Annotated in this window: 21 protein-coding genes and 1 pseudogene; all 22 read left to right on the top strand. The window is 65.5% G+C overall.

Annotated features, from left to right (window positions below; all coding sequences use genetic code 11):
• Positions 1-6 precede the first annotated feature (6 nt).
• Positions 7-915, top strand: a complete 909-nt coding sequence (locus A7G45_RS02155; protein WP_260933112.1) for a NifU family protein — start codon at positions 7-9, stop codon at positions 913-915.
• Positions 912-2,102: an NHL repeat-containing protein gene (locus tag A7G45_RS02150; protein ID WP_260933109.1), complete on the top strand. Its 1,191-nt coding sequence runs from the start codon at positions 912-914 to the stop codon at positions 2,100-2,102. Before A7G45_RS02155 ends, A7G45_RS02150 begins: the two co-directional genes overlap by 4 nt.
• A complete protein-coding gene (gene hypF, locus A7G45_RS02145) occupies positions 2,099-4,525 on the top strand; it encodes a carbamoyltransferase HypF (protein ID WP_260933107.1) in 2,427 nt (808 codons plus the stop codon). Before A7G45_RS02150 ends, hypF begins: the two co-directional genes overlap by 4 nt.
• Complete coding sequence (locus A7G45_RS02140; protein WP_260933103.1) at positions 4,522-5,244, top strand: HypC/HybG/HupF family hydrogenase formation chaperone; 723 nt, start codon at positions 4,522-4,524, stop codon at positions 5,242-5,244. Before hypF ends, A7G45_RS02140 begins: the two co-directional genes overlap by 4 nt.
• The gene (locus A7G45_RS02135) at positions 5,241-5,918 is read left to right on the top strand and encodes a D-sedoheptulose-7-phosphate isomerase (protein WP_260933101.1); all 678 of its coding nucleotides are present in this window, start codon (positions 5,241-5,243) and stop codon (positions 5,916-5,918) included. The genes A7G45_RS02140 and A7G45_RS02135 overlap by 4 nt, the downstream gene beginning before the upstream one ends.
• On the top strand, positions 5,918-7,030 hold the full coding sequence (gene hypE / locus A7G45_RS02130) for a hydrogenase expression/formation protein HypE (protein WP_276554707.1): 1,113 nt from the start codon (positions 5,918-5,920) through the stop codon (positions 7,028-7,030). The genes A7G45_RS02135 and hypE overlap by 1 nt, the downstream gene beginning before the upstream one ends.
• An 18-nt stretch (positions 7,031-7,048) precedes the next feature.
• Positions 7,049-7,321: a HypC/HybG/HupF family hydrogenase formation chaperone gene (locus A7G45_RS02125; protein WP_260937905.1), complete on the top strand. Its 273-nt coding sequence runs from the start codon at positions 7,049-7,051 to the stop codon at positions 7,319-7,321.
• 15 nt (positions 7,322-7,336) lie between these two features.
• Positions 7,337-8,476, top strand: a complete 1,140-nt coding sequence (gene hypD, locus A7G45_RS02120; RefSeq protein ID WP_260933097.1) for a hydrogenase formation protein HypD — start codon at positions 7,337-7,339, stop codon at positions 8,474-8,476.
• A gap of 47 nt (positions 8,477-8,523) precedes the next feature.
• Positions 8,524-9,237, top strand: coding sequence for a DUF6390 family protein (locus A7G45_RS02115; RefSeq protein ID WP_377042109.1), 714 nt, complete (start codon positions 8,524-8,526; stop codon positions 9,235-9,237).
• Positions 9,234-10,079, top strand: coding sequence for a hypothetical protein (locus A7G45_RS02110; RefSeq protein ID WP_260933092.1), 846 nt, complete (start codon positions 9,234-9,236; stop codon positions 10,077-10,079). Before A7G45_RS02115 ends, A7G45_RS02110 begins: the two co-directional genes overlap by 4 nt.
• 148 nt (positions 10,080-10,227) lie before the next feature.
• Positions 10,228-10,587, top strand: coding sequence for an NADH-quinone oxidoreductase subunit A (locus A7G45_RS02105; protein WP_260933089.1), 360 nt, complete (start codon positions 10,228-10,230; stop codon positions 10,585-10,587).
• On the top strand, positions 10,578-11,132 hold the full coding sequence (locus A7G45_RS02100; protein ID WP_260933085.1) for a NuoB/complex I 20 kDa subunit family protein: 555 nt from the start codon (positions 10,578-10,580) through the stop codon (positions 11,130-11,132). The genes A7G45_RS02105 and A7G45_RS02100 overlap by 10 nt, the downstream gene beginning before the upstream one ends.
• The gene (locus tag A7G45_RS02095; protein ID WP_260933081.1) at positions 11,129-11,782 is read left to right on the top strand and encodes an NADH-quinone oxidoreductase subunit C; all 654 of its coding nucleotides are present in this window, start codon (positions 11,129-11,131) and stop codon (positions 11,780-11,782) included. Before A7G45_RS02100 ends, A7G45_RS02095 begins: the two co-directional genes overlap by 4 nt.
• On the top strand, positions 11,779-13,074 hold the full coding sequence (gene nuoD, locus A7G45_RS02090) for an NADH dehydrogenase (quinone) subunit D (RefSeq protein WP_260933078.1): 1,296 nt from the start codon (positions 11,779-11,781) through the stop codon (positions 13,072-13,074). The genes A7G45_RS02095 and nuoD overlap by 4 nt, the downstream gene beginning before the upstream one ends.
• Entirely contained in the window at positions 13,071-13,799 is a 729-nt protein-coding gene (gene nuoE / locus A7G45_RS02085; RefSeq protein ID WP_260933075.1) for an NADH-quinone oxidoreductase subunit NuoE, read from the top strand. The genes nuoD and nuoE overlap by 4 nt, the downstream gene beginning before the upstream one ends.
• A 1-nt stretch (position 13,800) precedes the next feature.
• Positions 13,801-15,105 (top strand): NADH-quinone oxidoreductase subunit NuoF, encoded by a 1,305-nt coding sequence (gene nuoF / locus A7G45_RS02080; protein WP_260933072.1) that lies wholly within the window; start codon positions 13,801-13,803, stop codon positions 15,103-15,105.
• Complete coding sequence (locus A7G45_RS02075) at positions 15,102-17,483, top strand: NADH-quinone oxidoreductase subunit G (protein WP_260933070.1); 2,382 nt, start codon at positions 15,102-15,104, stop codon at positions 17,481-17,483. Before nuoF ends, A7G45_RS02075 begins: the two co-directional genes overlap by 4 nt.
• Complete coding sequence (gene nuoH, locus A7G45_RS02070; protein WP_260933066.1) at positions 17,480-18,793, top strand: NADH-quinone oxidoreductase subunit NuoH; 1,314 nt, start codon at positions 17,480-17,482, stop codon at positions 18,791-18,793. The genes A7G45_RS02075 and nuoH overlap by 4 nt, the downstream gene beginning before the upstream one ends.
• Complete coding sequence (gene nuoI / locus A7G45_RS02065; RefSeq protein ID WP_260933062.1) at positions 18,786-19,328, top strand: NADH-quinone oxidoreductase subunit NuoI; 543 nt, start codon at positions 18,786-18,788, stop codon at positions 19,326-19,328. Before nuoH ends, nuoI begins: the two co-directional genes overlap by 8 nt.
• Positions 19,325-20,140, top strand: coding sequence for an NADH-quinone oxidoreductase subunit J (locus tag A7G45_RS02060; RefSeq protein WP_260933060.1), 816 nt, complete (start codon positions 19,325-19,327; stop codon positions 20,138-20,140). The genes nuoI and A7G45_RS02060 overlap by 4 nt, the downstream gene beginning before the upstream one ends.
• Complete coding sequence (gene nuoK / locus A7G45_RS02055) at positions 20,137-20,436, top strand: NADH-quinone oxidoreductase subunit NuoK (protein ID WP_260933058.1); 300 nt, start codon at positions 20,137-20,139, stop codon at positions 20,434-20,436. Before A7G45_RS02060 ends, nuoK begins: the two co-directional genes overlap by 4 nt.
• A 1-nt stretch (position 20,437) precedes the next feature.
• Positions 20,438-20,863 (top strand): annotated as a pseudogene (locus A7G45_RS02050) (NADH-quinone oxidoreductase subunit L); the annotation flags it as partial.

The raw sequence follows: 20,863 nt of genomic DNA, 5'->3' as shown, positions 1-20,863 counted from the left end.
CTGCGCATGTCCACCACCACCGTGGAGCCCTCGACCGACCGGCAGTCGTCCAGCGAAGCTGATTTCGAGAAGTTGGCCAAACGCGTCGACGACGCGCTGGCCGCGCTGACGGGCCTGGATGAGTCGGCTCGCACCGTCGCTCAGGAAGTCAAGGACGCACTCGAGGCTGTGCACCGCGCCGGGCTGGTCACCATCGTGCAGCGGATGCGAGCTGACGACGCGGCGCGGGCGGTGTTGTTCGACCTTGTCGACGATCCGGTCGTGCACATGTTGCTCTCGCTGCATGAGATCGTGCGACCCGATCCGATGACGCACGCCAATCGCGTGCTGGTGACGGTGCGGCCCCAGCTGCAGAGTCATGGCGGTGACGTCACCCTGGTGCGGATCGAGGACGGCACCGCGTTCGTGCGACTCGACGGTGCCTGCAACGGCTGTTCGATGTCCTCGGTGACACTGCGAAATCTCGTGGAAAGTGCTCTGGTGGAAGGTGTTCCGTCGATCACTGGGGTCGAGGTGCTGCCCAATGAGCCGTCGCCGACGCTGATCCCGCTGGAGTCGTTGCGTATCGGACTGGACCCCGCCGCCGAGGGGTGGGTCAAGGTGGGTCCCGCAGCGAGTCTGCCCACCGACGACCTCACCGCGCTCAGCCTGTCCACCGTGTCCGGTGAGGCCGCCGAGATCATCGTGGTGAATTCGGGTCAGCGACTATCGGCGTATCGTAACGAATGTGCCCATGAAGGGCTGCCACTGGATAACGCAGTCCTCGATATCGACAACGGCACGCTGACATGTCCATGGCACGGCTTTTGTTACGACGCGACCTCCGGGGAATGCCTGAGCGCCCCGGGGGCCCAGCTTGAGCAAGTGCCGTTGCGGATCGATTCCGGCGAAGTGTGGGTTCGAGTCGGAACATGACCCGGTTAACCGTGCAGCACAACATCGGCAGGACATCGGTTCGGGCCGTTGAAACTGCTGGTGCCGACCTCAGCGATGGATGGTCGCCGCGGGTGTGGCTCGGGGCCCCGGCGCCGGGCGGTTTGGCGTTGCCGCCGGCAAGCCCGTCGATGGCCTGGATGTATTCACCGCGAGGCGTTTTCCTCGGTGAGGATCATCTGGTGGTCGCCGACTCGGGTAACCATCGGGTGTTGGTGTGGCACGGCATTCCTGACACCGATGAGCAGGCCGCCGACGTCGTTCTCGGCCAGCCGGACGGTGTCACCGAAGGGCACGGGGCCGGTGGCCGCGGCCCCGAACGCGGAATGAACCTACCGACCGGTGTGCTCGTGTATGACGGGCGGCTTGTCGTCGCCGACGCCTGGCACCACCGGATCCTGGTGTGGGATTCGGTCCCGCAGGCCAGCGACACACCGCCGGATCTGGTCCTCGGACAGCCCGATGCCGCCTCGGTCGCGCCCAACCGCGGTGGTGATTGCTCGGCGTCGACGTTCTACTGGCCGTTCGGTATCGCCATCGTCGGTTCGCGATTCTGGGTGGCCGACACAGGTAATCGTCGAATTTTGGCGTGGAACAACGGGATCCCCGACCCCGGCCAACCCGCGGACATCGTGTTGGGGCAGCCCGGGGAGGCCGCGCGGGACGAGAATCGCGGCGGTGCCGTCGGCCCGGCCAGTTTCCGCTGGCCACACGACATCACCGGGAACGACGACCTGCTGCTCGTCGCGGACGCCGGTGATCACCGGTTACTCGGCTGGTCCCCGCTGCCCACCGCGGATCGGGATGCTGACATCGTGCTGGGGCAGCCGGGTTTCACGTCCGCCGACGAATGGCCCTATGGTCCGCACACCGGCGACAGGTTCCGCTTCCCGTACGCCGCGCGCCTGGATGGCACCGGCGACAATGAACGGCTGGCCGTGGCAGATACCGCGAACAACCGAATCCTGTTGTGGGACGGCATCCCCCGTGACGGGCGGGCAGCCGATCATGTGCTCGCGCAGCCGACCTTCGCCGCCAACGGCGAGAACCGCTGGACATCGGTGCAACGCGACACCCTGTGCTGGCCGTACGGGATCGCACTTCGCGGTGACCAGCTGGCCGTGTCGGATTCAGGAAACAACCGGGTCGTGATCTGGCGGCGCGGATGACGGGCATCTCACTCACCCAGCGAACCGCCGACGTGCGGTATCGCTTCACGGTGACCGGCGTCGTGCAGGGGGTCGGTTTCCGCCCATTCGTTCACCGCACGGCCACCGATCTCGGGTTGTCCGGATTCGTCGGCAACGATTCGAGCGCCGTCTTCGTCGAGGTGCAGGGCCCGACGGCCAATGTTGACGAGTTCGCACGGCGCCTTCGCGCCGAGGCACCGCCCCTGGCGATCATCAGCACGGTATCGGTGGTGCAGCTCGACACCGACGCAGATTGCAGTGCCGACTTCCGTATCGTGGCAAGCCGAACGATATCCGGTGCAGCAACGGCGATTCCGCCGGACATCGCCGTATGCGACGACTGCATTGCCGAGCTTTTCGACCCCGGTGACCGGCGTTATCGCCATCCGTTTGTGACGTGCACCAACTGTGGTCCGCGGTTCACGATAATCCGCGAGCTGCCGTATGACCGCCCGGCCACGACCATGGCGGGTTTCGAGATGTGCCCCAGATGCACCGCCGAGTACCACGATCCGTCGGACAGGCGGTTCCACGCGCAGCCGGTGGCCTGCCCGGATTGTGGGCCCACGCTCTGGTTCCGGTCTGGCGAGACCCGGATCGAGGGATCCGATCGCGCGTTGGCGGCGACCCGAACGGCGCTGAGCGATGGCGCCGTAGTCGCGATCAAGGGCGTCGGCGGGTATCACCTCGGCTGTGCCGTCGACGACGATGCCGCGGTCGGTGCGCTGCGGGCGCGCAAGGCGCGCGGGGGTAAACCTTTCGCGATCCTGGTCGCCGACCTTGATGTCGCACGCCGCTACGCGGATATCGATGACGGCGCGGCGGCGGTGCTGTCCAGCCCGGCTCGTCCGATCGTATTGCTCCGCCGCAGGCCAGATGCACCGATCTCGGAGCTGGTCGCGCCGGGCAGCCCGCTGATCGGGTTGATGTTGCCCTACTCGCCGGTGCATCATCTGCTTCTCGCAGCCATCCCGGGATCCCGGTTGCCCGTGCCGGAGGCACTGGTGCTCACCAGCGCGAACCGCTCGGATGAGCCGATCTGCTTCACCGATGATGATGCGGCGCAGAGACTTCCGGCATTGTGCGATGCAGTACTCGACCACGATCGGCCGATCCACGTGCCGTGCGATGATTCGGTGGTCCGCGTTGTCGACGGCAGGGAGCTGCCGATCCGTCGCTCGCGCGGCTATGCGCCGCTGCCCGTCGAGCTCGGGCGCAGTGGCCCCGCGGTGCTGGCCGTCGGCGGCGAACTCAAGAACACCTTCTGTCTCACCGACGGCACCCGCGCCTTCTGCTCCGGCCACATCGGCGACATGTCCACCCTGGAGACGCTGCGCGCGTTCGAGCGCGCGGTCGATCAGCTCGGCGGTATCCGGCGGCAGCCACAGCGGTTGGCCGCCGACCTGCACCCCGGGTATCACACCCGACACTGGGCTGAACGTCGCGCCGGAGCGCGCCCGTTGGACCTCGTTCAGCATCACCATGCGCACGTGGTGTCGCTGCTGGCCGAGCACGGCAGGATCGGTGAACCGATCATCGGAGTCGCCTTCGACGGCACCGGCTACGGCTGCGACGGCACGGTGTGGGGCGGGGAGATCCTCTCCGTCGGAACCGATGCACACCGCTTTACCCGGGTCGGCCACCTCAAGCCTGTACCCCTGCCTGGTGGTGACGTCGCGGTACGGAATCCGTGGCGGATGGCGCTGTCACACTTGTGGGCGGCCGGCATCGAATGGGACGCGGACCTGGCACCCGTGGCCGCGGCCACCGGTGCCGAGCTGCGGCTGCTGCGCTCCCAGCTGGACAGCGGCGTGGGATGCATGCCGTGTTCGAGCATGGGCCGACTGTTCGACGCGGTGGCCGCGCTGCTCGGTGTGCGGCACCGAATCGACTACGAGGGTCAGGCCGCCATCGAGCTGGAGGTGCTGGCCGACACGGCCGACGATGAGATGCCCGTGCCAGCATTGCAGCTGACGGTCACTGCAGACGGGCAGTTCGACGCCGCCGAACTGGTGGCAACGCTGGTGTCGGCGCTCCGTGCGGGCGCCGCCCCGGCGGTCCTGGCGGCCGCGTTCCACAAGGCCGTCGCGGTTGCCGTGGCGGAGGTGGTAGCCGTGGTCGCGGGCCCGGTGCGCCTGGTGGGCCTCACCGGTGGGGTATTCCAGAACGTGCGGCTGTTGCAAGAGTGCCGGGCGCGCCTGCAGGAGGCGGGATTCGAGGTGCTGACGCACCACACCGTGCCGCCCAATGACGGCGGCCTTGCGCTCGGGCAGGCCGCGGTGTCCATTCTGACGGCGTTGGAGCCGGCTGAGAATTTGTCCAAAGCGGCACTGGAAAAATGCAATGGGACTGCAATGGATGGGTACCCGAGAGTCGACGATGCAAAGGCGGTGCAGTCATGATCTCCACCGAAATCGACCGCGGGCTCGACGCGGAGCTGGCTGCCGATCTCGCCGCGACCGCGCTCGGGCTGGCGCGCCTGTTCTCTGCCGGCGCCACCATGTGGTCACTCGCGCCGTCGTGGCAGCCGCACGCTCAGCACATCGCGGTCGAGTTCGTGCATCCGGTGATCGTCGGCAAGAGGGCGCTGCCCGCGGTGGCGCTGAGCGGACCCGAGCTGGTCGACGTGGTCCGCGTGTCGATCCGGCCGGGCGACATCGTGATCGCGGTGGCCCACGCCGATGACCCCGAGGTCCGGTCGGTGATGCAGCGGAGCCCGGCGTGGGGGGCTACCACCATCTGGATCGGTAGCGGCCAGCGCCCTCCCGCGGGCGCGGCCGACCACGTCCTGTGGCTCGACGACCCGGATCCGAGAGCACCCGCGACCGGCGCCTTCGTGCTGCTGTACCACCTGCTGTGGGAATTGACGCATGTCTGCTTCGAACACCCAGGACTGCTGAAACCGGTCGAGTGCACCGAGGAAGTGTGCATCACCTGCAGCGATGAGGGCCGCCTCGGCGAGGCACTCGGAGCGTCCGAACAGGGGATGGCACGGGTGCGTACCGCACAAGGCGTCGAAAGCGTGTCAACGGCGCTCGTCGACCCGATCACCGCCGGTGACCTCGTCCTAGTACACGCGGGAATGGCGATCAGCAGGGTCGACCCGGCCGGTGGCTCATGAACCAGAAACAGCCGGGCGTCGACGTGGATCCGGAGCCCACCAACTTCCTCTACCCGTTCATCGACGCGCAGGAGGACGATCCGACGTCGCTGCTGGTCGACCTCGCGGCATCGGCACGAGCCAAGGCGGCCGAGAGTGCGGCGCTGCGCCGGAGCACAGTGGAGGCCAGCATTGAGCTGGTGGCCACCGCGGCCAGCGAGATGGCCGCCCGGTTCGCCACGGGCGGACGGTTGTTCGCCTTCGGCAATGGTGGCAGCTCCACCGATGCGACGACGCTGGCGACGCTGTTCGCCCGGCCGCCGCTCGGTCGGCCGCTACCGGCGTGGTCGCTGACGGCTGACCAGGCGATCCTGACCGCGTTGGGCAACGATGTCGGCTTCGAGCTGGTATTCGCCAGACAGCTGATCGCCCGCGCGGGCGACGGTGACATCGCGGTCGCCATGTCCACCAGCGGCAGTTCGCCGGATCTGACGGTGGCGCTGCGGGAAGCACGCAAGCGTGGCATGTACACCGTCGGATTCGCCGGATACGACGGTGGCACCTTCGCGACCAGTCCGGACGTTGACGCTTGTTTCATCGTCCATTCGCAGAGTGTGCACCGGATTCAGGAAGCACAGGCGCTGCTGGGCTATCAACTGTGGTCAGCCGTGCACGAGCAAGGGACGGATGTCTGATGAACAAGGCAGCAAGCGAATACCTGTCGTCAGGACCGAGTTTCGCCGAGGGCGAGGTGATCGAGCGGATCGAGATGTTCCGCCGTCGTCGGCCCCGGTTGCGTGACGAGGTGGTGACGCTGGCGCATGGGGCCGGTGGCAAGGCGTCGGCCGCATTGGTCGACGCGGTGTTCCTGGAGGCTTTCCGCAATCCGGCGCTCGAGTCGCTCGGTGACGGCGCCATTCTCACCCTCCCCAGCGGTGAGCGGATCGCCATGTCCACCGATTCATTCGTGGTGCAGCCGTTGCGATTCCCTGGCGGTTCCATCGGGCACCTGGCGGTACACGGCACGGTCAACGACCTGGCGATGGTCGGTGCGGTGCCGTCCTGGATCTCGGCGGCGTTCGTGCTCGAGGAGGGTTTCCCGATCGCCGAGTTGAAGGAGATCGTCGCCGATATGGCCGCGGCTGCCGCAGCGGCCGGCGTAGAGATCGTCACCGGAGACACCAAGGTGGTGCCCCGCGGCGCCGCCGACGGATTGTTCATCACCACCGCGGGCGTCGGGGTAATTCCGGCAGCGCGTTCGCTGACGCCAAAATCGGTACGAGCGGGCGATAAGGTATTGCTGTCAGGCACAATTGGTGATCACGGCATGGCAGTGATGATGGCTCGTGGCGACCTGGCCATCGAGGCCGACATCGAATCCGACACCGCCGCGGTGAGCCCACTGGTTGAGCTGTTGCTGGCGGCCGCACCGTCGACACGCTGGCTGCGCGATCCGACGCGCGGGGGAGTGGGAACCGTCTGCAACGAACTTGCCCAGACCAGCGGGCTGGGCGTGGTGCTCGACGAGGCGCACCTGCCGATCCGCCCGATGGTCACCGGTGCCTGCGAAATGCTGGGCATCGACCCCTTGTACGTGGCCAACGAGGGCAAGTTCGTTGCGGTCGTCGCGCCGGAGGAGGCCGAAGCCGGACTCGCGGCGCTGCGGTCACATCCGCTGGGAGCCGATGCCGCCGAAGTCGGTGAGATTGCCGAGGAACCGGCCGCGACGGTCGTGGTGCGGACGGCCTTCGGCGGTACCCGCATCGTGGACATGCTCGTCGGCGACCCGCTGCCACGTATCTGCTGAGAAAGTGGTGTGAAGAAAATGTGCCTTGGAATTCCTGGTCAAATCATCGAGATAACTGATGCTGAAAACTATTTGGCGAAGGTCGACGTCAGTGGCGTACGCCGGATCATCAGTGTCCGACTGCTGGAAAAGGACATGCCCGAACCCGACGACTGGGTTCTGGTCCATGTCGGATTCGCCATGGCGAAGATCGACGAGACCGAGGCGTTGCTCACGCTCGCGGCCGTTCAGAAGCTCGGGAGCAGCTATTCCGATGAAATACAGGCTTTCGATTCGTCGTCGATCATATGAAAACGGAGAGTAACCATGCGTTTCGTTGATGAGTTCCGGGATCCCGCGGCCGCGCGCAAGCTGCTCGGCGCGATCGAGCGCCTGGCCGGCGACGGGTCCGAGCAGTTCAAGTTTATGGAGGTGTGCGGCGGTCACACCCATACCATCTACCGGCACGGCATCGAACACCTGCTGCCCGACAACGTCGAACTGGTACACGGCCCCGGTTGCCCGGTGTGCGTGATCCCCATGGGCCGCATCGATGACGCGATGTGGTTGGCGGAGCAGCCCGATGTCATCTTCACCTGCTTCGGCGACATGATGCGAGTTCCGGGGTCCAACGGCAGCCTGCTGGACGCCAAGGCCCGCGGAGCCGACGTGCGGTTCGTCTACTCGCCGTTGGACGCCCTGAAGATGTCCGTCGACAATCCGGACAAGCACGTCGTGTTCTTCGCGATCGGCTTCGAAACCACCGCACCGTCCACCGCGGTCACACTGCTGCGTGCCCGCGAGATGGGCGTGCCCAACTTCTCGGTGTTTTGTAACCACGTCACCATCGTGCCGCCGATCAAGGCGATCCTGGAGTCACCGGACCTGCGACTGTCCGGTTTCCTGGGGCCCGGTCACGTTTCGACGGTGGTGGGCAACCGGCCATACCGATTCGTGCCGGAGGTCTACGGTAAACCCTTGGTGGTAGCCGGTTTTGAGCCGCTGGACATCCTTGCCTCGGTGGCGATGCTGCTGACTCAGATCCGCGAAGGCCGTTGCGAGGTGGAGAACCAGTACTCGCGGGTAGTGCACGAACAGGGCAACCCGGCGGCGCTGGCCTTGATGGGCCGCGTATTCACGCTGCGTCCGCACTTCGAATGGCGTGGACTGGGATTCATCTCCCAGAGCGCATTGCGGCTGCACGACGACTACGCAGAATTCGATGCCGAACTCCGCTACGCGATGCCAGGTATCCGGGTCGCCGACCCGAAGGCGTGTCAGTGCGGTGAGGTGCTCAAGGGTGTGCTGAAGCCATGGGAATGCAAGGTTTTCGGTACCGCGTGCACACCGGAGACACCGATTGGAACGTGCATGGTATCCGCCGAGGGCGCGTGTGCGGCGTACTACAACTTCGGTCGGATGCACCGCGACGCCATCAAGCTCGTGGGGCAGGGCGCGCAGGGGTGAGCCGGTCGGCGGCGGGCGGCGCGTCCCTCGTCCATCGGGGTGCCGACATGTTCGCGCGTTACGCATACGCCCCCAACCATCTTGGTTATTGTGGTCCGCCCGAGGCGGCCGGTTTGCGCAGTGGGTCCGTCGATGACGTGCGGGCAGCGGCCAGGAGATTCTCCGGCGTCTGGCCGTACCTTCAGGTGCTCTCCAGAATGACCGGTATCGCAGATCCGCTGGATCACCGACTGGTCGAATCCTATTGGCTCGGCGGCGGCGTGGCGGCCGGGCTGGCCCCCGAGGAGTTCGCGTCCGAGCTACTCGCCGTCATCGGCCCGCGGGCCGGTCACTATTGGTCGCATCTGAACGCCGACCTTGCCTTCGAGGCGGCCGGTAACCACGGCTTTCACGTGTTCGGGGTATATCCGTGGTCGCGGCTGCTCGGCCAGGGGATGGATGAACATCCGTTGCATGTACTCGATAACTGCCGAATCACTTGGGCGACAGTGCTTTCCCGGGCCGGCGACGATGTCGAGGTGCTGGCCCGGCAGTTGGTGTGGGACGGGCATCAACTGGGGTTGTCCGAACCGTCATCGCGGCGGCTCGAGGTCTGGGAGGACGGCTACAGTGCGGTATCGGATATGGCCCCCGGCGATCGGGTCGCGGTGCACTGGGGAAGGGTGTGCGGGCGTCTGATGCCGGATCAGGTTCGCGCACTTGCCGATAGCACCACCCGCCAACTCGGTGTAACCAACGAGCGTCTTACGGGGGGCCGATGAGACCGCGGATCGTCCAGGCCGATGGCCAGATCGGATTCCACTGGGCCACCGTCACCGGCGCACCGACCACGTTGGCGGACTTGGTCGTCGACGATGACGAGGCCGACCGTTTGGTCGCGACCCATCTCGAAGCCCTCGATGATGCGCTGATCATCGCTGCCGGGCAGTTCGGCGAGCTGCTGGGAGGCGGCCGCCGACCCGAAACCGACCGCGAGCGAGACGATCTGGTGCTGTTGCACCGTGCTCTCGATAGTCTTTGCCACGAGTATGCGTTATCCCTGGAACGCACGGGCATCACCGCGGACCTGCGCGCCGGCAAGATCATCGGCACCGCGGCGCTTTTCTCGATCCTGGCCCGAGAACCCCTCGGGCTCCTCGGGCCCGCCCCGTTGGACGGCGCACTCGACGATCCGTCCCTCGGTGTGGTGGGTGGCTTCGGCGAGATGTGCCAAGTCAATCCGGATCGGCCGTGGCAGGGCGGACGCTGGATCGTGCGGACCGAATCGGGCCTGCGCTACCCGTTGACGTTGTCGATGCTGTTGTTCGACAGCTCGGGAGTGAACAAGGATGCCGCTCACAACGAGCATCGGGACGCATTGTCATCGGTGGTGTCGGCAGCCGGAGCTGCCGGAGCCGATCCGTTAAGTGCCGCCTGCGCTTTGGACTGGTTGCTGTATGACTGGTTGATGGCGCATCGGGATGGCCCGGACAGTGCGGAGATTGTCTTCCCCAAGGGCCGCGACGCCGATGCCGGGGTCATCGTCGCCGCCACAGCGGCCTCGGTCCGGGCCAGGGCCACAGTCGACCCGGGGTTGCTGGCTCCGCCTATTGTGCGCAGCTAACGCCACCCCCTGAGATCACCTCGGATATCCCCCAAATCGGGGTCCACCCCCGCGTATTCGTTCAGTAGACATTAGTTACCGGCAACTCCGAGATGGCGTGGGGCCGATTCGATCTACGTTGCATCACTTCACGAGCGAGGAGGCAGGAATGGGCATATATCTGCCGATCCTGGTGCTTGGGGCGATCGCGGCCGGGTTCGCGGTGGGTTCGGTGGGTATCGCACTGTTGATCGGCCCGAGACGCTATAACCGGGCCAAACTCGATGCCTACGAATGCGGTATCGAACCGGCCGGGCAGCCGATGGGCGCGGGCCGGTTCCCGATCAAGTTCTACCTGACCGCAATGCTCTTCATCGTTTTCGATATCGAGATTGTGTTCTTGTACCCGTGGGCCGTGTCCTTCGATTCGCTGGGCGTGTTCGCGCTGGTGGAGATGGCGTTGTTCATGTCGACGGTGTTTGTGGCCTATGCGTATGTGTGGCGGCGGGGTGGGCTGTCGTGGGATTAGAGGAGCAGCTGCCCGGGGGGATCTTATTGTCGACCGTGGAGAAGGTCGCCGGCTATGTGCGTAAGGGCTCGCTGTGGCCGGCGACGTTCGGGCTGGCGTGTTGTGCCATCGAGATGATGGCGACGGCTTCGCCGCGGTTCGATATCGCCAGGTTCGGGATGGAGCGCTTCTCGGCGACTCCACGCCAAGCCGATTTGATGATCGTGGCCGGGCGGGTGTCGCAGAAGATGGCGCCGGTGTTGCGGCAGGTCTATGACCAGATGGCCGAGCCGAAATGGGTTCTGGCGATGGGTGTTTGTGCGTCTTCTGGTGGCATGTTCAACAACTACGCCATCGTGCAGGGGGTCGATCATGTTGTGCCGGTGGATATTTATCTGCCGGGTTGTCCGCCGCGGCCGGAGATGTTGCTCAACGCCATCCTGATGCTGCACGACAAGATCCAGCAGATGCCATTAGGCGTCCATCGTGACGAGGTGGTGGCGGCCGCCGAGCAGGCCGCGTTGGCGTCAACTCCCACCATCGAACTGGGAGGCCTGCTGCGATGAGTGCGGCAGACGGCTCCAAGCGGGGAATGTTCGGCGCGACCGGCAGCGGTGACACGTCCGGATACGGGCGGTTGGCTCCGCCAATCATTAAATCGCAGAGCAGCACCCGGCCATATGGAGGGTATTTCGACACGGTGGTCGACTTGCTGTCGACCGCGCTCGGCGCGCAGTTCGGGGCGGCGGTCGAACGTGTCGAGGTACACCGCGAGCAGCTGACGCTCGGTGTTCGCCGCAAGCACCTGCCGACGGTGGCGCGCATACTGCGCGACGATCCGGCGTTGCGATTCGAGCTGTGCGCGGGGGTCTCGGGGGCGCACTATCCCGATGAAGCCGGTCGTGAATTGCGCGCGGTGTATCCATTGATGTCCATCACACACAATCGCCGCATCCAACTCGAGGTCGCCTGCCCCGATACCGATCCGCATGTGCCATCACTATTTTCGGTGTATCCGACCACCGACTGGCATGAGCGCGAAGCCTACGATTTCTTTGGCATCATCTTCGACGGCCATCCTGGCTTGAGCCGGATCGAGATGCCCGACGACTGGATCGGACATCCACAGCGCAAGGACTATCCGTTGGGCGGCATCCCGGTGGAATATCACGGCGCGCAAATTGCCCCACCCGATGAGCGGAGGGCGTACCGGTGAACGCCGATACCGTGATCACCGTCGCCGGCCAGGACTGGGACCAGATTGTGGCCGCAGCGGCGGCCACGCGATCCGGGGAACGCATCGTGGTCAACATGGGTCCGCAGCATCCATCTACGCACGGGGTGCTGCGCCTCATCCTGGAGATTGACGGCGAGACCGTCACGCAGGCCCGGTGCGGAATCGGCTACCTGCACACCGGGATTGAGAAAAATCTCGAGTATCGCACCTGGACCCAGGGTGTGACGTTCGTGACGCGGATGGATTACCTGTCGCCGTTCTTCAACGAGACCGCCTACTGCCTGGGCGTGGAGAAGTTGCTCGACGTCACCGATGATATTCCTCAGCGTGCCAACGTGATCCGGGTGCTGTTGATGGAACTCAACCGGATCTCCAGTCACCTGGTGGCGCTGGCCACCGGCGGCATGGAACTGGGCGCGATGAGCGCGATGTTCTTCGGATTCCTCGGGCGCGAAGACATCCTGAAGGTGTTCGAGGCCATCACCGGGCTGCGGATGAACCATGCCTACATCCGTCCCGGCGGGTTGGCGGCCGACCTGCCCGAGGACGGCCCCGACCAGCTGGCCGCGCTGTGCAAGACCCTGCCTGCTCAGCTGCGCGAGCTGGAGGATCTGCTGCGGGAGAACTCGATTTGGAAGGCCCGAAACAAGGGCATCGGATATCTGAGCCTGACCGGGTGCATGGCGCTGGGTATCACCGGCCCGGTGCTGCGCTCCACCGGACTGCCACACGATCTGCGCAAGGCCCAACCCTATTGCGGTTACGAGACATACGACTTCAATGTCATCACCGATGACGGGTGTGACGCCTACGGCCGGTATCTGATCCGAGTCGAGGAGATGAAGGAGTCGTTGAAGATCGTCGAGCAGTGTCTGGCGCGTCTGGAGCCTGGCCCGGTGATGATCACCGATAAGAAGCTTGCGTGGCCGGCCGACCTGCAACTGGGTCCGGACGGTCTGGGCAACTCGCCCGCACATGTCGACAAGATCATGGGCAGATCGATGGAGGGTCTGATCCATCATTTCAAACTTGTCACCGAGGGTATCCGAGTACCGGCCGGTCAGTGCTACGTAGCGGTCGAGAGTCCCCGCGGCGAACTGGGCGTACACATGGTGTCGGACGGAGGAACCCGGCCCTATCGGGTCCACTACCGCGACCCCTCGTTCACCAACCTGCAGGCTGTCGCCGCGATGTGCGAGGGCGGCATGGTCGCCGACGTCATCGCGGCGGTGGCCAGTATCGACCCGGTTATGGGAGGAGTGGACAGGTGACGGTGAATCTGCAGCTCGGACCGCGTCCTGATGAATCCGGATCCGCTATCGGCGGGCGTCGCACATACCCCGCCGAGGTGGTTGCCCGGCTGGACGGTGACGCGGCGTCGATCATCGCCCGCTACCCGCATTCACGTTCGGCGCTGCTGCCGCTACTGCACCTGGCGCAGGCCGAGGACGGCTACTTGACCACGGCCGGAATTTCGTTCTGCGCCAGTCGGCTTGGCCTCACCGAGGCCGCGGTCACCGCGGTCGCCACCTTCTACTCGATGTACCGACGCGCTCCCACCGGCGATTATCTCGTCGGGGTATGCACCAACACCCTGTGTGCGGTCATGGGCGGCGACGCGATCCTCGACGCGCTGCAAACGCACCTCGGTATCTGCGCGGGTGAGACAACCGGCGATGGCGTGGTCACCCTGGAACATGTGGAATGTAACGCGGCGTGCGACTATGCGCCCGTCGTCATGGTCAACTGGGAGTTCTTCGACAACCAAACACCGTCGTCGGCAACCGAACTCGTGGACGCGCTGCGTGCCGGGGAGACGGTGATGCCCACCCGCGGGGCGCCCCTGTGTACGTTCCGGGCCGCGGCCCGCACCCTGGCGGGGATGGCCGACCCGCTGGAGTCCAGCTCCGCCGCTGCGGCGACCCTGGAGTCCAGCTCCGCGGGTGCGGCGACGCTGGCCGGACTCCGAGCCGCCCGTGCCGAAGGAGACGGGTGACATGCGGCTGACCCCTGTGCTGTCCCGATCCTGGGATCAGCCACGCTCGTGGTCGTTGCAGACCCACCTGTGGCACAACGGATATCAGGCGCTGACCAAGGCGCTGGCGATGTCGCCCGCGGACGTCATCGAGTTCGTCACGCAATCCGGTCTACGCGGTCGTGGCGGGGCGGGGTTCCCGACCGGACGAAAGTGGTCCTTCATCCCCCAGGACCTTCCGGGCGTCCCCCATTACCTGGTGATCAACGCCGACGAGTCCGAACCCGGTACGTGCAAGGACATCCCGCTGATGATGGCGACCCCGCATCTACTGGTAGAGGGCGCGATCATCGCCGCCTACGCCATCGGTGCGCACCACGCGTTCATCTATGTGCGCGGTGAGGTGCTATCGGTGGTGCGGCGCCTTCAGACCGCGGTTGCTGAGGCCTACGCGGCCGGGTACCTCGGTAAGGACATCGTGGGTTCGGGGTTCGACCTGGAGATGGTTGTGCATGCCGGGGCCGGCGCCTACATCTGCGGCGAGGAGACTGCGCTGCTGGATTCGTTGGAGGGCAAGCGTGGCCAGCCGCGCCTGCGGCCGCCATTTCCTGCCGTCGAGGGTCTCTACGCCTGCCCGACCGTGATCAACAACGTCGAGACCATTGCCAGTGTCCCGCCGATCCTGCTCAACGGGATCGACTGGTTCACCTCCATGGGCTCGGCGAAATCTCCCGGCTTCACGCTGTATTCGCTGTCCGGTCACGTCACCTCACCCGGCCAGTACGAGGCGCCGCTGGGCATCACCCTGGGTGAATTGTTGTCCTACGCAGGTGGGATCCGTGCCGGTCGCAAGCTGAAGTTCTGGACCCCCGGCGGCTCTTCGACGCCTCTGCTGACCGCCGAACACCTTGATGTGCCACTGGACTACGAGGGAGTCGCCTCGGCGGGTTCGATGCTGGGGACGAAGGCCCTGCAGATTTTCGACGAAACCACCTGCGTGGTGCGGGCGGTGCGCCGCTGGACACAGTTCTACGCACACGAATCCTGCGGGAAGTGCACGCCGTGTCGCGAGGGCACCTATTGGCTCACCCAGCTCTACGAGCGGCTGGAGACGGGGCAGGCCACCGCTGTGGATATCCAGAAGCTGCTGGACATCTCCGATGCAATGTTGGGAAAGTCGTTCTGCGCGTTGGGTGACGGTGCGGCCAGCCCGATCATCTCGTCGATCCGGCACTTCCGTGCGGAATACGAGGCCCACCTGCATGGCGGCTGCCCGTTCGACCCGCGCGCCGCCATGCTCGACGCACCCGAGCGGGTGGACGCATGACACTGGCCGAGCGCGACCGGCAGGCCCCCGCCACCGAGATGGTGAGGCTGACCATCGACGGCGTAGAGATGTCGGTCCCCAAGGGCACCTTGGTGATTCGCGCCGCCGAGCTGGCCGGGATCCAGATCCCGCGGTTCTGCGACCACCCGCTGCTGGCTCCGGTCGGGGCGTGCCGGCAGTGTCTTGTCGAGGTGGAGGGTCAGCACAAGCCGATGGCGTCGTGCACCATTGCCGTCGCACCCGGCATGGTCGTCCGTACGCAGCTGACCTCGAAGGCAGCCGACGCCGCACAACGGGGGGTGATGGAACTGCTGCTGATCAACCATCCGTTGGACTGCCCGGTCTGCGACAAGGGCGGGGAATGCCCGCTGCAGAACCAGGCGATGTCGCACGGCCGGGTGGAAACTCGTTTCGAGGGGCAGAAGCGTACCTTCGCCAAACCGATCAACCTGTCTGCACAAGTGCTGCTGGACCGAGAACGATGTGTGCTCTGCGCGCGCTGCACCCGGTTCTCCAACGAGATCGCCGGTGACCCTTTCATCGAGTTGCTCGAACGCGGCGCGTTGCAACAGGTCGGCATCGCTGCCGATGTGCCCTTCGATTCCTACTTTTCGGGCAACACCGTGCAGATCTGCCCGGTCGGGGCATTGACGGGGTCGGCCTACCGGTTCCGGGCCCGGCCCTTCGACCTTGCCTCCGTACCGAGTGCGTGCGAGCACTGCGCATCCGGCTGTGCCCAGCGCACCGACCATCGCCGGGGAAAAGTGTTGCGACGCTTGGCCGGTGACGATCCCGAGGTCAATGAGGAATGGAACTGCGACAAAGGCCGCTGGGCCTTCACCTATACGGGCGTCGGCGACCGCATCGAGAGCCCCCAGATCCGTGCGGCCGACGGCAAGCTGCGGCCCGCGTCCTGGCCGGAGGCCATCAGTGTCGCGGTCGCCGGCCTGAGCGCTGCGGCCGGGCGAGCCGGCGTGCTGGTGGGCGGCCGCACGACGGTGGAGGATGCCTACGCCTACAGCAAGTTTGCCCGAATAGTGCTGGGTACCAACGATATCGATTTCAGGGCACGAGTGCATTCGCCCGAGGAAGCGCAATTCCTCGCCGCCGAGATCAGTGGGCGGCCGATGACGGTCACCTACGCGGACCTTGAGGCGGCACCGGTCGTCGTACTCGCCGGGTTCGAACCTGAAGAGGAATCTCCCATCGTCCTGCTGCGGTTGCGCAAAGCCTCCCGCGTCAACGGCACCGAGGTCGTCTCGATCGCGCCGTTCGCGTCGCGCGGTCTGCGGAAAATGTCGGGACGGCTCATCGCAACTGTGCCCGGTGACGAAGCCGGAGCGCTGGATTCGCTCGCAGGCGAGCTACCGCCCGGGGCGATCATCTTGGTGGGTGAGCGGTTGGCCGGTAGCCCCGGCGCATTGACGGCGGCCACCCAGGTGGCGGCGGCGACCGGCGCCCGGCTCGCGTGGATACCGCGCCGCGCCGGGGAACGCGGCGCGCTGGAGGCCGGCTGTCTGCCCAATCTTCTCCCGGGTGGCCGACCCGTCAGCGACGGCAGGGCCCGCGAACAGGCCGGTGCTGCCTGGGGCGGGATCGACCTGCCCGCCGCACCCGGCCGAGACACCGCGGCAATCTTGGCCGCGGCACGCGACGGTGAACTCGACGCCCTGCTCATCGGGGGTGTCGAACCGGCCGATCTGCCGGACCCCGACGCCGCGCTCGCCGCCATCGACGTCGCACGCTTTGTCGTCAGTCTGGAGCTGCGGCACAGCGCGGTGACCGAACTGGCCGACGTTGTCTTCCCGGTTGCGCCGGTGGCGGAGAAGGACGGGTCATTCCTGGACTGGGAGGGGAGGATTCGATCATTCGGGGCCGCGCTGCCCACCGGAGCCGCATCCGACGCGCGGGTCCTGCACGTTCTGGCCGCCGGGACCGGCGTCGACCTCGGGTGCCAGACTCCGGGGGCAGCCGGAGTGGAGCTGGCCCGGTTAGGCTGGTGGCAGGGTCGGCGGCCGCCGGCGCCGAACGTCGCCGGTGCTGGCGCACCCCGGCCGGATACCGGTGAGGCGGTACTTGCCGGGTGGCGGATGCTGCTCGACGCCGGGCGGTTGCAGGACGGAGAACCGCATCTTGCCGGCACCGCGCACCCTGCGGTCACTCGGCTACCGGCGGTGACCGCCGCCGAAATCGGTGCTGTCGAGGGCGATTCGGTCACAGTGAGCACCGATCGTGGCAGGATCACGCTGCCGTTGGCGATCACCGAGATGCCCGCCGGGGTCGTCTGGCTACCGCTGAATTCGCCAGGTTCGGCGGTGCACTCCCAGCTCGCCGTGAGTGTCGGTAGCGTCGTACGGATACGGCGGGCCGACCGATGAGCTATCCGGATCTGAGGATGTTCGGCAACGACCCGTGGTGGTTGATCCTGGCCAAGGCTCTCGCTGTCTTCGTCTTCCTGCTGCTCACCGTGTTGGTGGCGATTCTGGTCGAGCGCAAAGTGCTGGGCCGGATGCAGATGCGCTACGGCCCGAACCGGGCGGGTCCGTTCGGGTTGTTGCAGAGTCTGATCGACGGGGTCAAACTGGCGCTCAAGGAGGGCCTGATCCCGGCGCTGGTGGACAAGCCGCTTTACCTACTGGCGCCGGTGATCGCCGTCGTTCCCGCGTTCATGGCGTTCGCCGTGATCCCGATGGGCCCGGTGGTGTCGGTGTTCGGCTGTCAGACGCCGCTGCAACTGACCGACCTGCCGGTGGCGGTTCTTTATGTATTGGCGGTCACGTCGATCGGGGTGTACGGAATCGTGTTGGCGGGCTGGGCATCTGGTTCGACGTACCCGCTGCTGGGCGGTCTGCGGTCAAGCGCGCAGGTGATTTCCTACGAGATCGCGATGGCATTGTCTTTCGTCGCGGTGTTCCTCTACGCCGGCACCATGTCGACCTCGGGCATCGTCGCCGCTCAGCACAACACCTGGTATGTGTTCCTGCTGTTGCCGTCGTTTCTGGTCTACGCCACGGCGATGGTCGGCGAAACCAACCGGGCACCGTTCGACCTGCCCGAGGCCGAGGGCGAACTCGTCGGCGGGTTCCACACTGAGTACAGCTCGTTGAAGTTCGCGATGTTCATGCTTGCCGAATACGTGAACATGACCACCGTCTCTGCGCTGGCCACCACCATGTTTCTCGGCGGCTGGCAGGCACCGTGGCCGGTGTCGCTGATCGAGGGTGCCAACACCAGTTGGTGGCCACTGATCTGGTTCGTCGCCAAGGTGTGGACCTTCCTGTTCATATTCATCTGGCTGCGCGCCACCCTGCCGCGGCTGCGTTACGACCAATTCATGGCCATTGGCTGGAAGTTCCTCATCCCGGTGTCTCTGAGCTGGATCCTGATCGTGGCAATGTTGCGGTTACTGCACGAAGGCGGCGTCATGCCAGGGGCTCTGGCGACGCTGGCGTTGCTTGTGGTGGTGCTGATTGTGCTGCGCGGCAACCGTCTTCGAAACGAAACCGAACCGATAGCGGCGCAGACGCCGTTTGATCCGTTGGCCGGCGAATTTCCCGTCCCGCCACTACCCGGTCAGCGACCGCACACCACGGTGTTCAGCGATGGCGACATCGACATACCGATCCACAACGGGAAATCCATCCCGACCGACGTCCTATTGAGCAGGGGCAGAACACACGATGGCTAAATTATTCGATGCAGCTGCCGGTTTCGGTGTGACATTCGCGGCGATGTTCCGCAAACCCGTCACCGAGGAATATCCAGAGCACAAGCAGCCCACCGCGCCGCGCTACCACGGTCGCCACCAGCTCAACCGGTACGCCGACGGGTTGGAGAAGTGCATCGGCTGTGAGCTGTGCGCCTGGGCCTGCCCCGCCGACGCCATCTTTGTTGGGGGCGCGGATAACACTGAGGAACAACGGTTTTCACCCGGCGAACGCTACGGCAGTGTGTATCAGATCAACTATCTGCGCTGCATCGGCTGCGGGTTGTGCATCGAGGCGTGTCCCACGCGGGCGCTGACCATGACCAACGAATACGAGATTGCCGACGACAACCGCTCCGATCTGATCTTCGACAAGGACGACCTGCTGGCGCCTCTGCTGGCCGGTATGCAACCCCCACCACACGCGATGGCCGAGGGTGCCACTGACGAGGACTACTACCGCGGCTCCGTCGCAGCAGCCACACCCAAAGATCGCGAAGTCAGGTCGGACTCATGAGCATTACCGCCTCGATGGCGTTACTGGCGAGCGAACCCCTGGTACGAACTTCGACCGCGGAGGCCGTCGTGTTCTGGGTGCTGGGCGTCTTGGCGATGATCTCGGCCCTGGGTGTGGTGATCAGCTCTCGCGCGGTGTACTCGGCGGTATTCCTGGCCTCGACCATGATCAACCTGGCAGTGCTCTATATGGCGCAGGACGCCATATTCCTCGGCGTGGTGCAGGTGGTGGTCTACACCGGCGCGGTGATGATGTTGTTCCTGTTCGTGGTCATGCTGGTCGGTGTCGATCAGTCCGAGTCGCTGGTGGAAACCCTTGGTGGGCAACGTATCACCACGGCGCTGGCTGGTCTGGGACTCGGATCGCTGCTGATCGCTGCGGTCGGCAAGGTGTCGACGGCGGGCTCGATGGGTCAGTCGGCAGGTCTGGTTCCCGAATCGAACGTGCAGGGGTTGGCTGCGCTGATCTTCACCCGGTATCTATGGGCTTTCGAATTGACCAGTGCACTTTTGATCACCGCGGCGTTGGGTGCCATGGTGCTCGCGCACCGGGAGCGCCTCGAGCGCCGCAAGACTCAGCGTGAATTGGCCGATGAGCGCTTCGCTCCGGGTGGGCATCCGACGCCGATGCCGGCTCCCGGTGTGTACGCCCGGCATAACGCAGTGGACCTGCCAACCCGGCTCGCCGACGGCACATGCTCCGACCTTTCGGTGAGCAGGACCCTGGAGCGGCGGGGAATTGTGCTTACACTCCTGGTGGCCCAGGGCGAGGGCGGCGCCTCGGATTCCCACCGGGAAGCGGGTGTGCCGTGAATCCAGCCAATTACCTGTATCTGTCGGCGTTGTTGTTCACCGTGGGAGCGGCCGGGGTGTTGTTGCGGCGCAACGCGATTGTGATGTTCATGTGCGTGGAGTTGATGCTCAACGCCAGCAATGTCGCGTTCGTCGCGTTTGCCCGGATGCACGGGCAGCTCGATGGTCAGGTGGTGGCGTTCTTCACCATGGTGGTCGCCGCGTGTGAGGTGGTGGTCGGACTGTCGATCGTCATGGCCATCTACCGCACTCGAGGGTCGGCCAACGTCGATGACGCCAACCTGTTGAGGCACTGAGATGAGCGGGCCGTTGTGGTTGTTGGTCGCTTTGCCGCTGGCCGGTGCGGGAGTGCTGATGCTCGGTGGGCGGCGCACCGACGCCTGGGGGCATCTGCTGGGCAGCCTGACGGTGCTCGGTTCGTTCGGCTGGGGTGCGGCGTTATTCGCCGCGCTGCTGGGCCGAAACCCGGGGAACCGGGTACTGGGCGAGACCCTGTTCTCATGGATTCCGGTGGCGCAGTTGCGGGTCGATTTCGGACTGCAGCTCGATTCGTTGAGCGTATGTTTCGTGCTGTTGATCACCGGGGTCGGCGCCCTGATTCACCTGTACTCGATCGGCTACATGGCACATGACCCCGAGCGCAGGCGGTTTTTCGGCTATCTGAACCTGTTCGTTGCGGCGATGCTGCTGTTGGTGCTGGCCGACAACTACCTCGGCTTGTAT

Source organism: Mycolicibacterium llatzerense, assembly GCF_025331195.1.
Lineage (GTDB): Bacteria > Actinomycetota > Actinomycetes > Mycobacteriales > Mycobacteriaceae > Mycobacterium > Mycobacterium llatzerense.
Note: the sequence above shows the minus strand (reverse complement) of the source record. Positions and strands in the feature narration are given on the sequence as shown.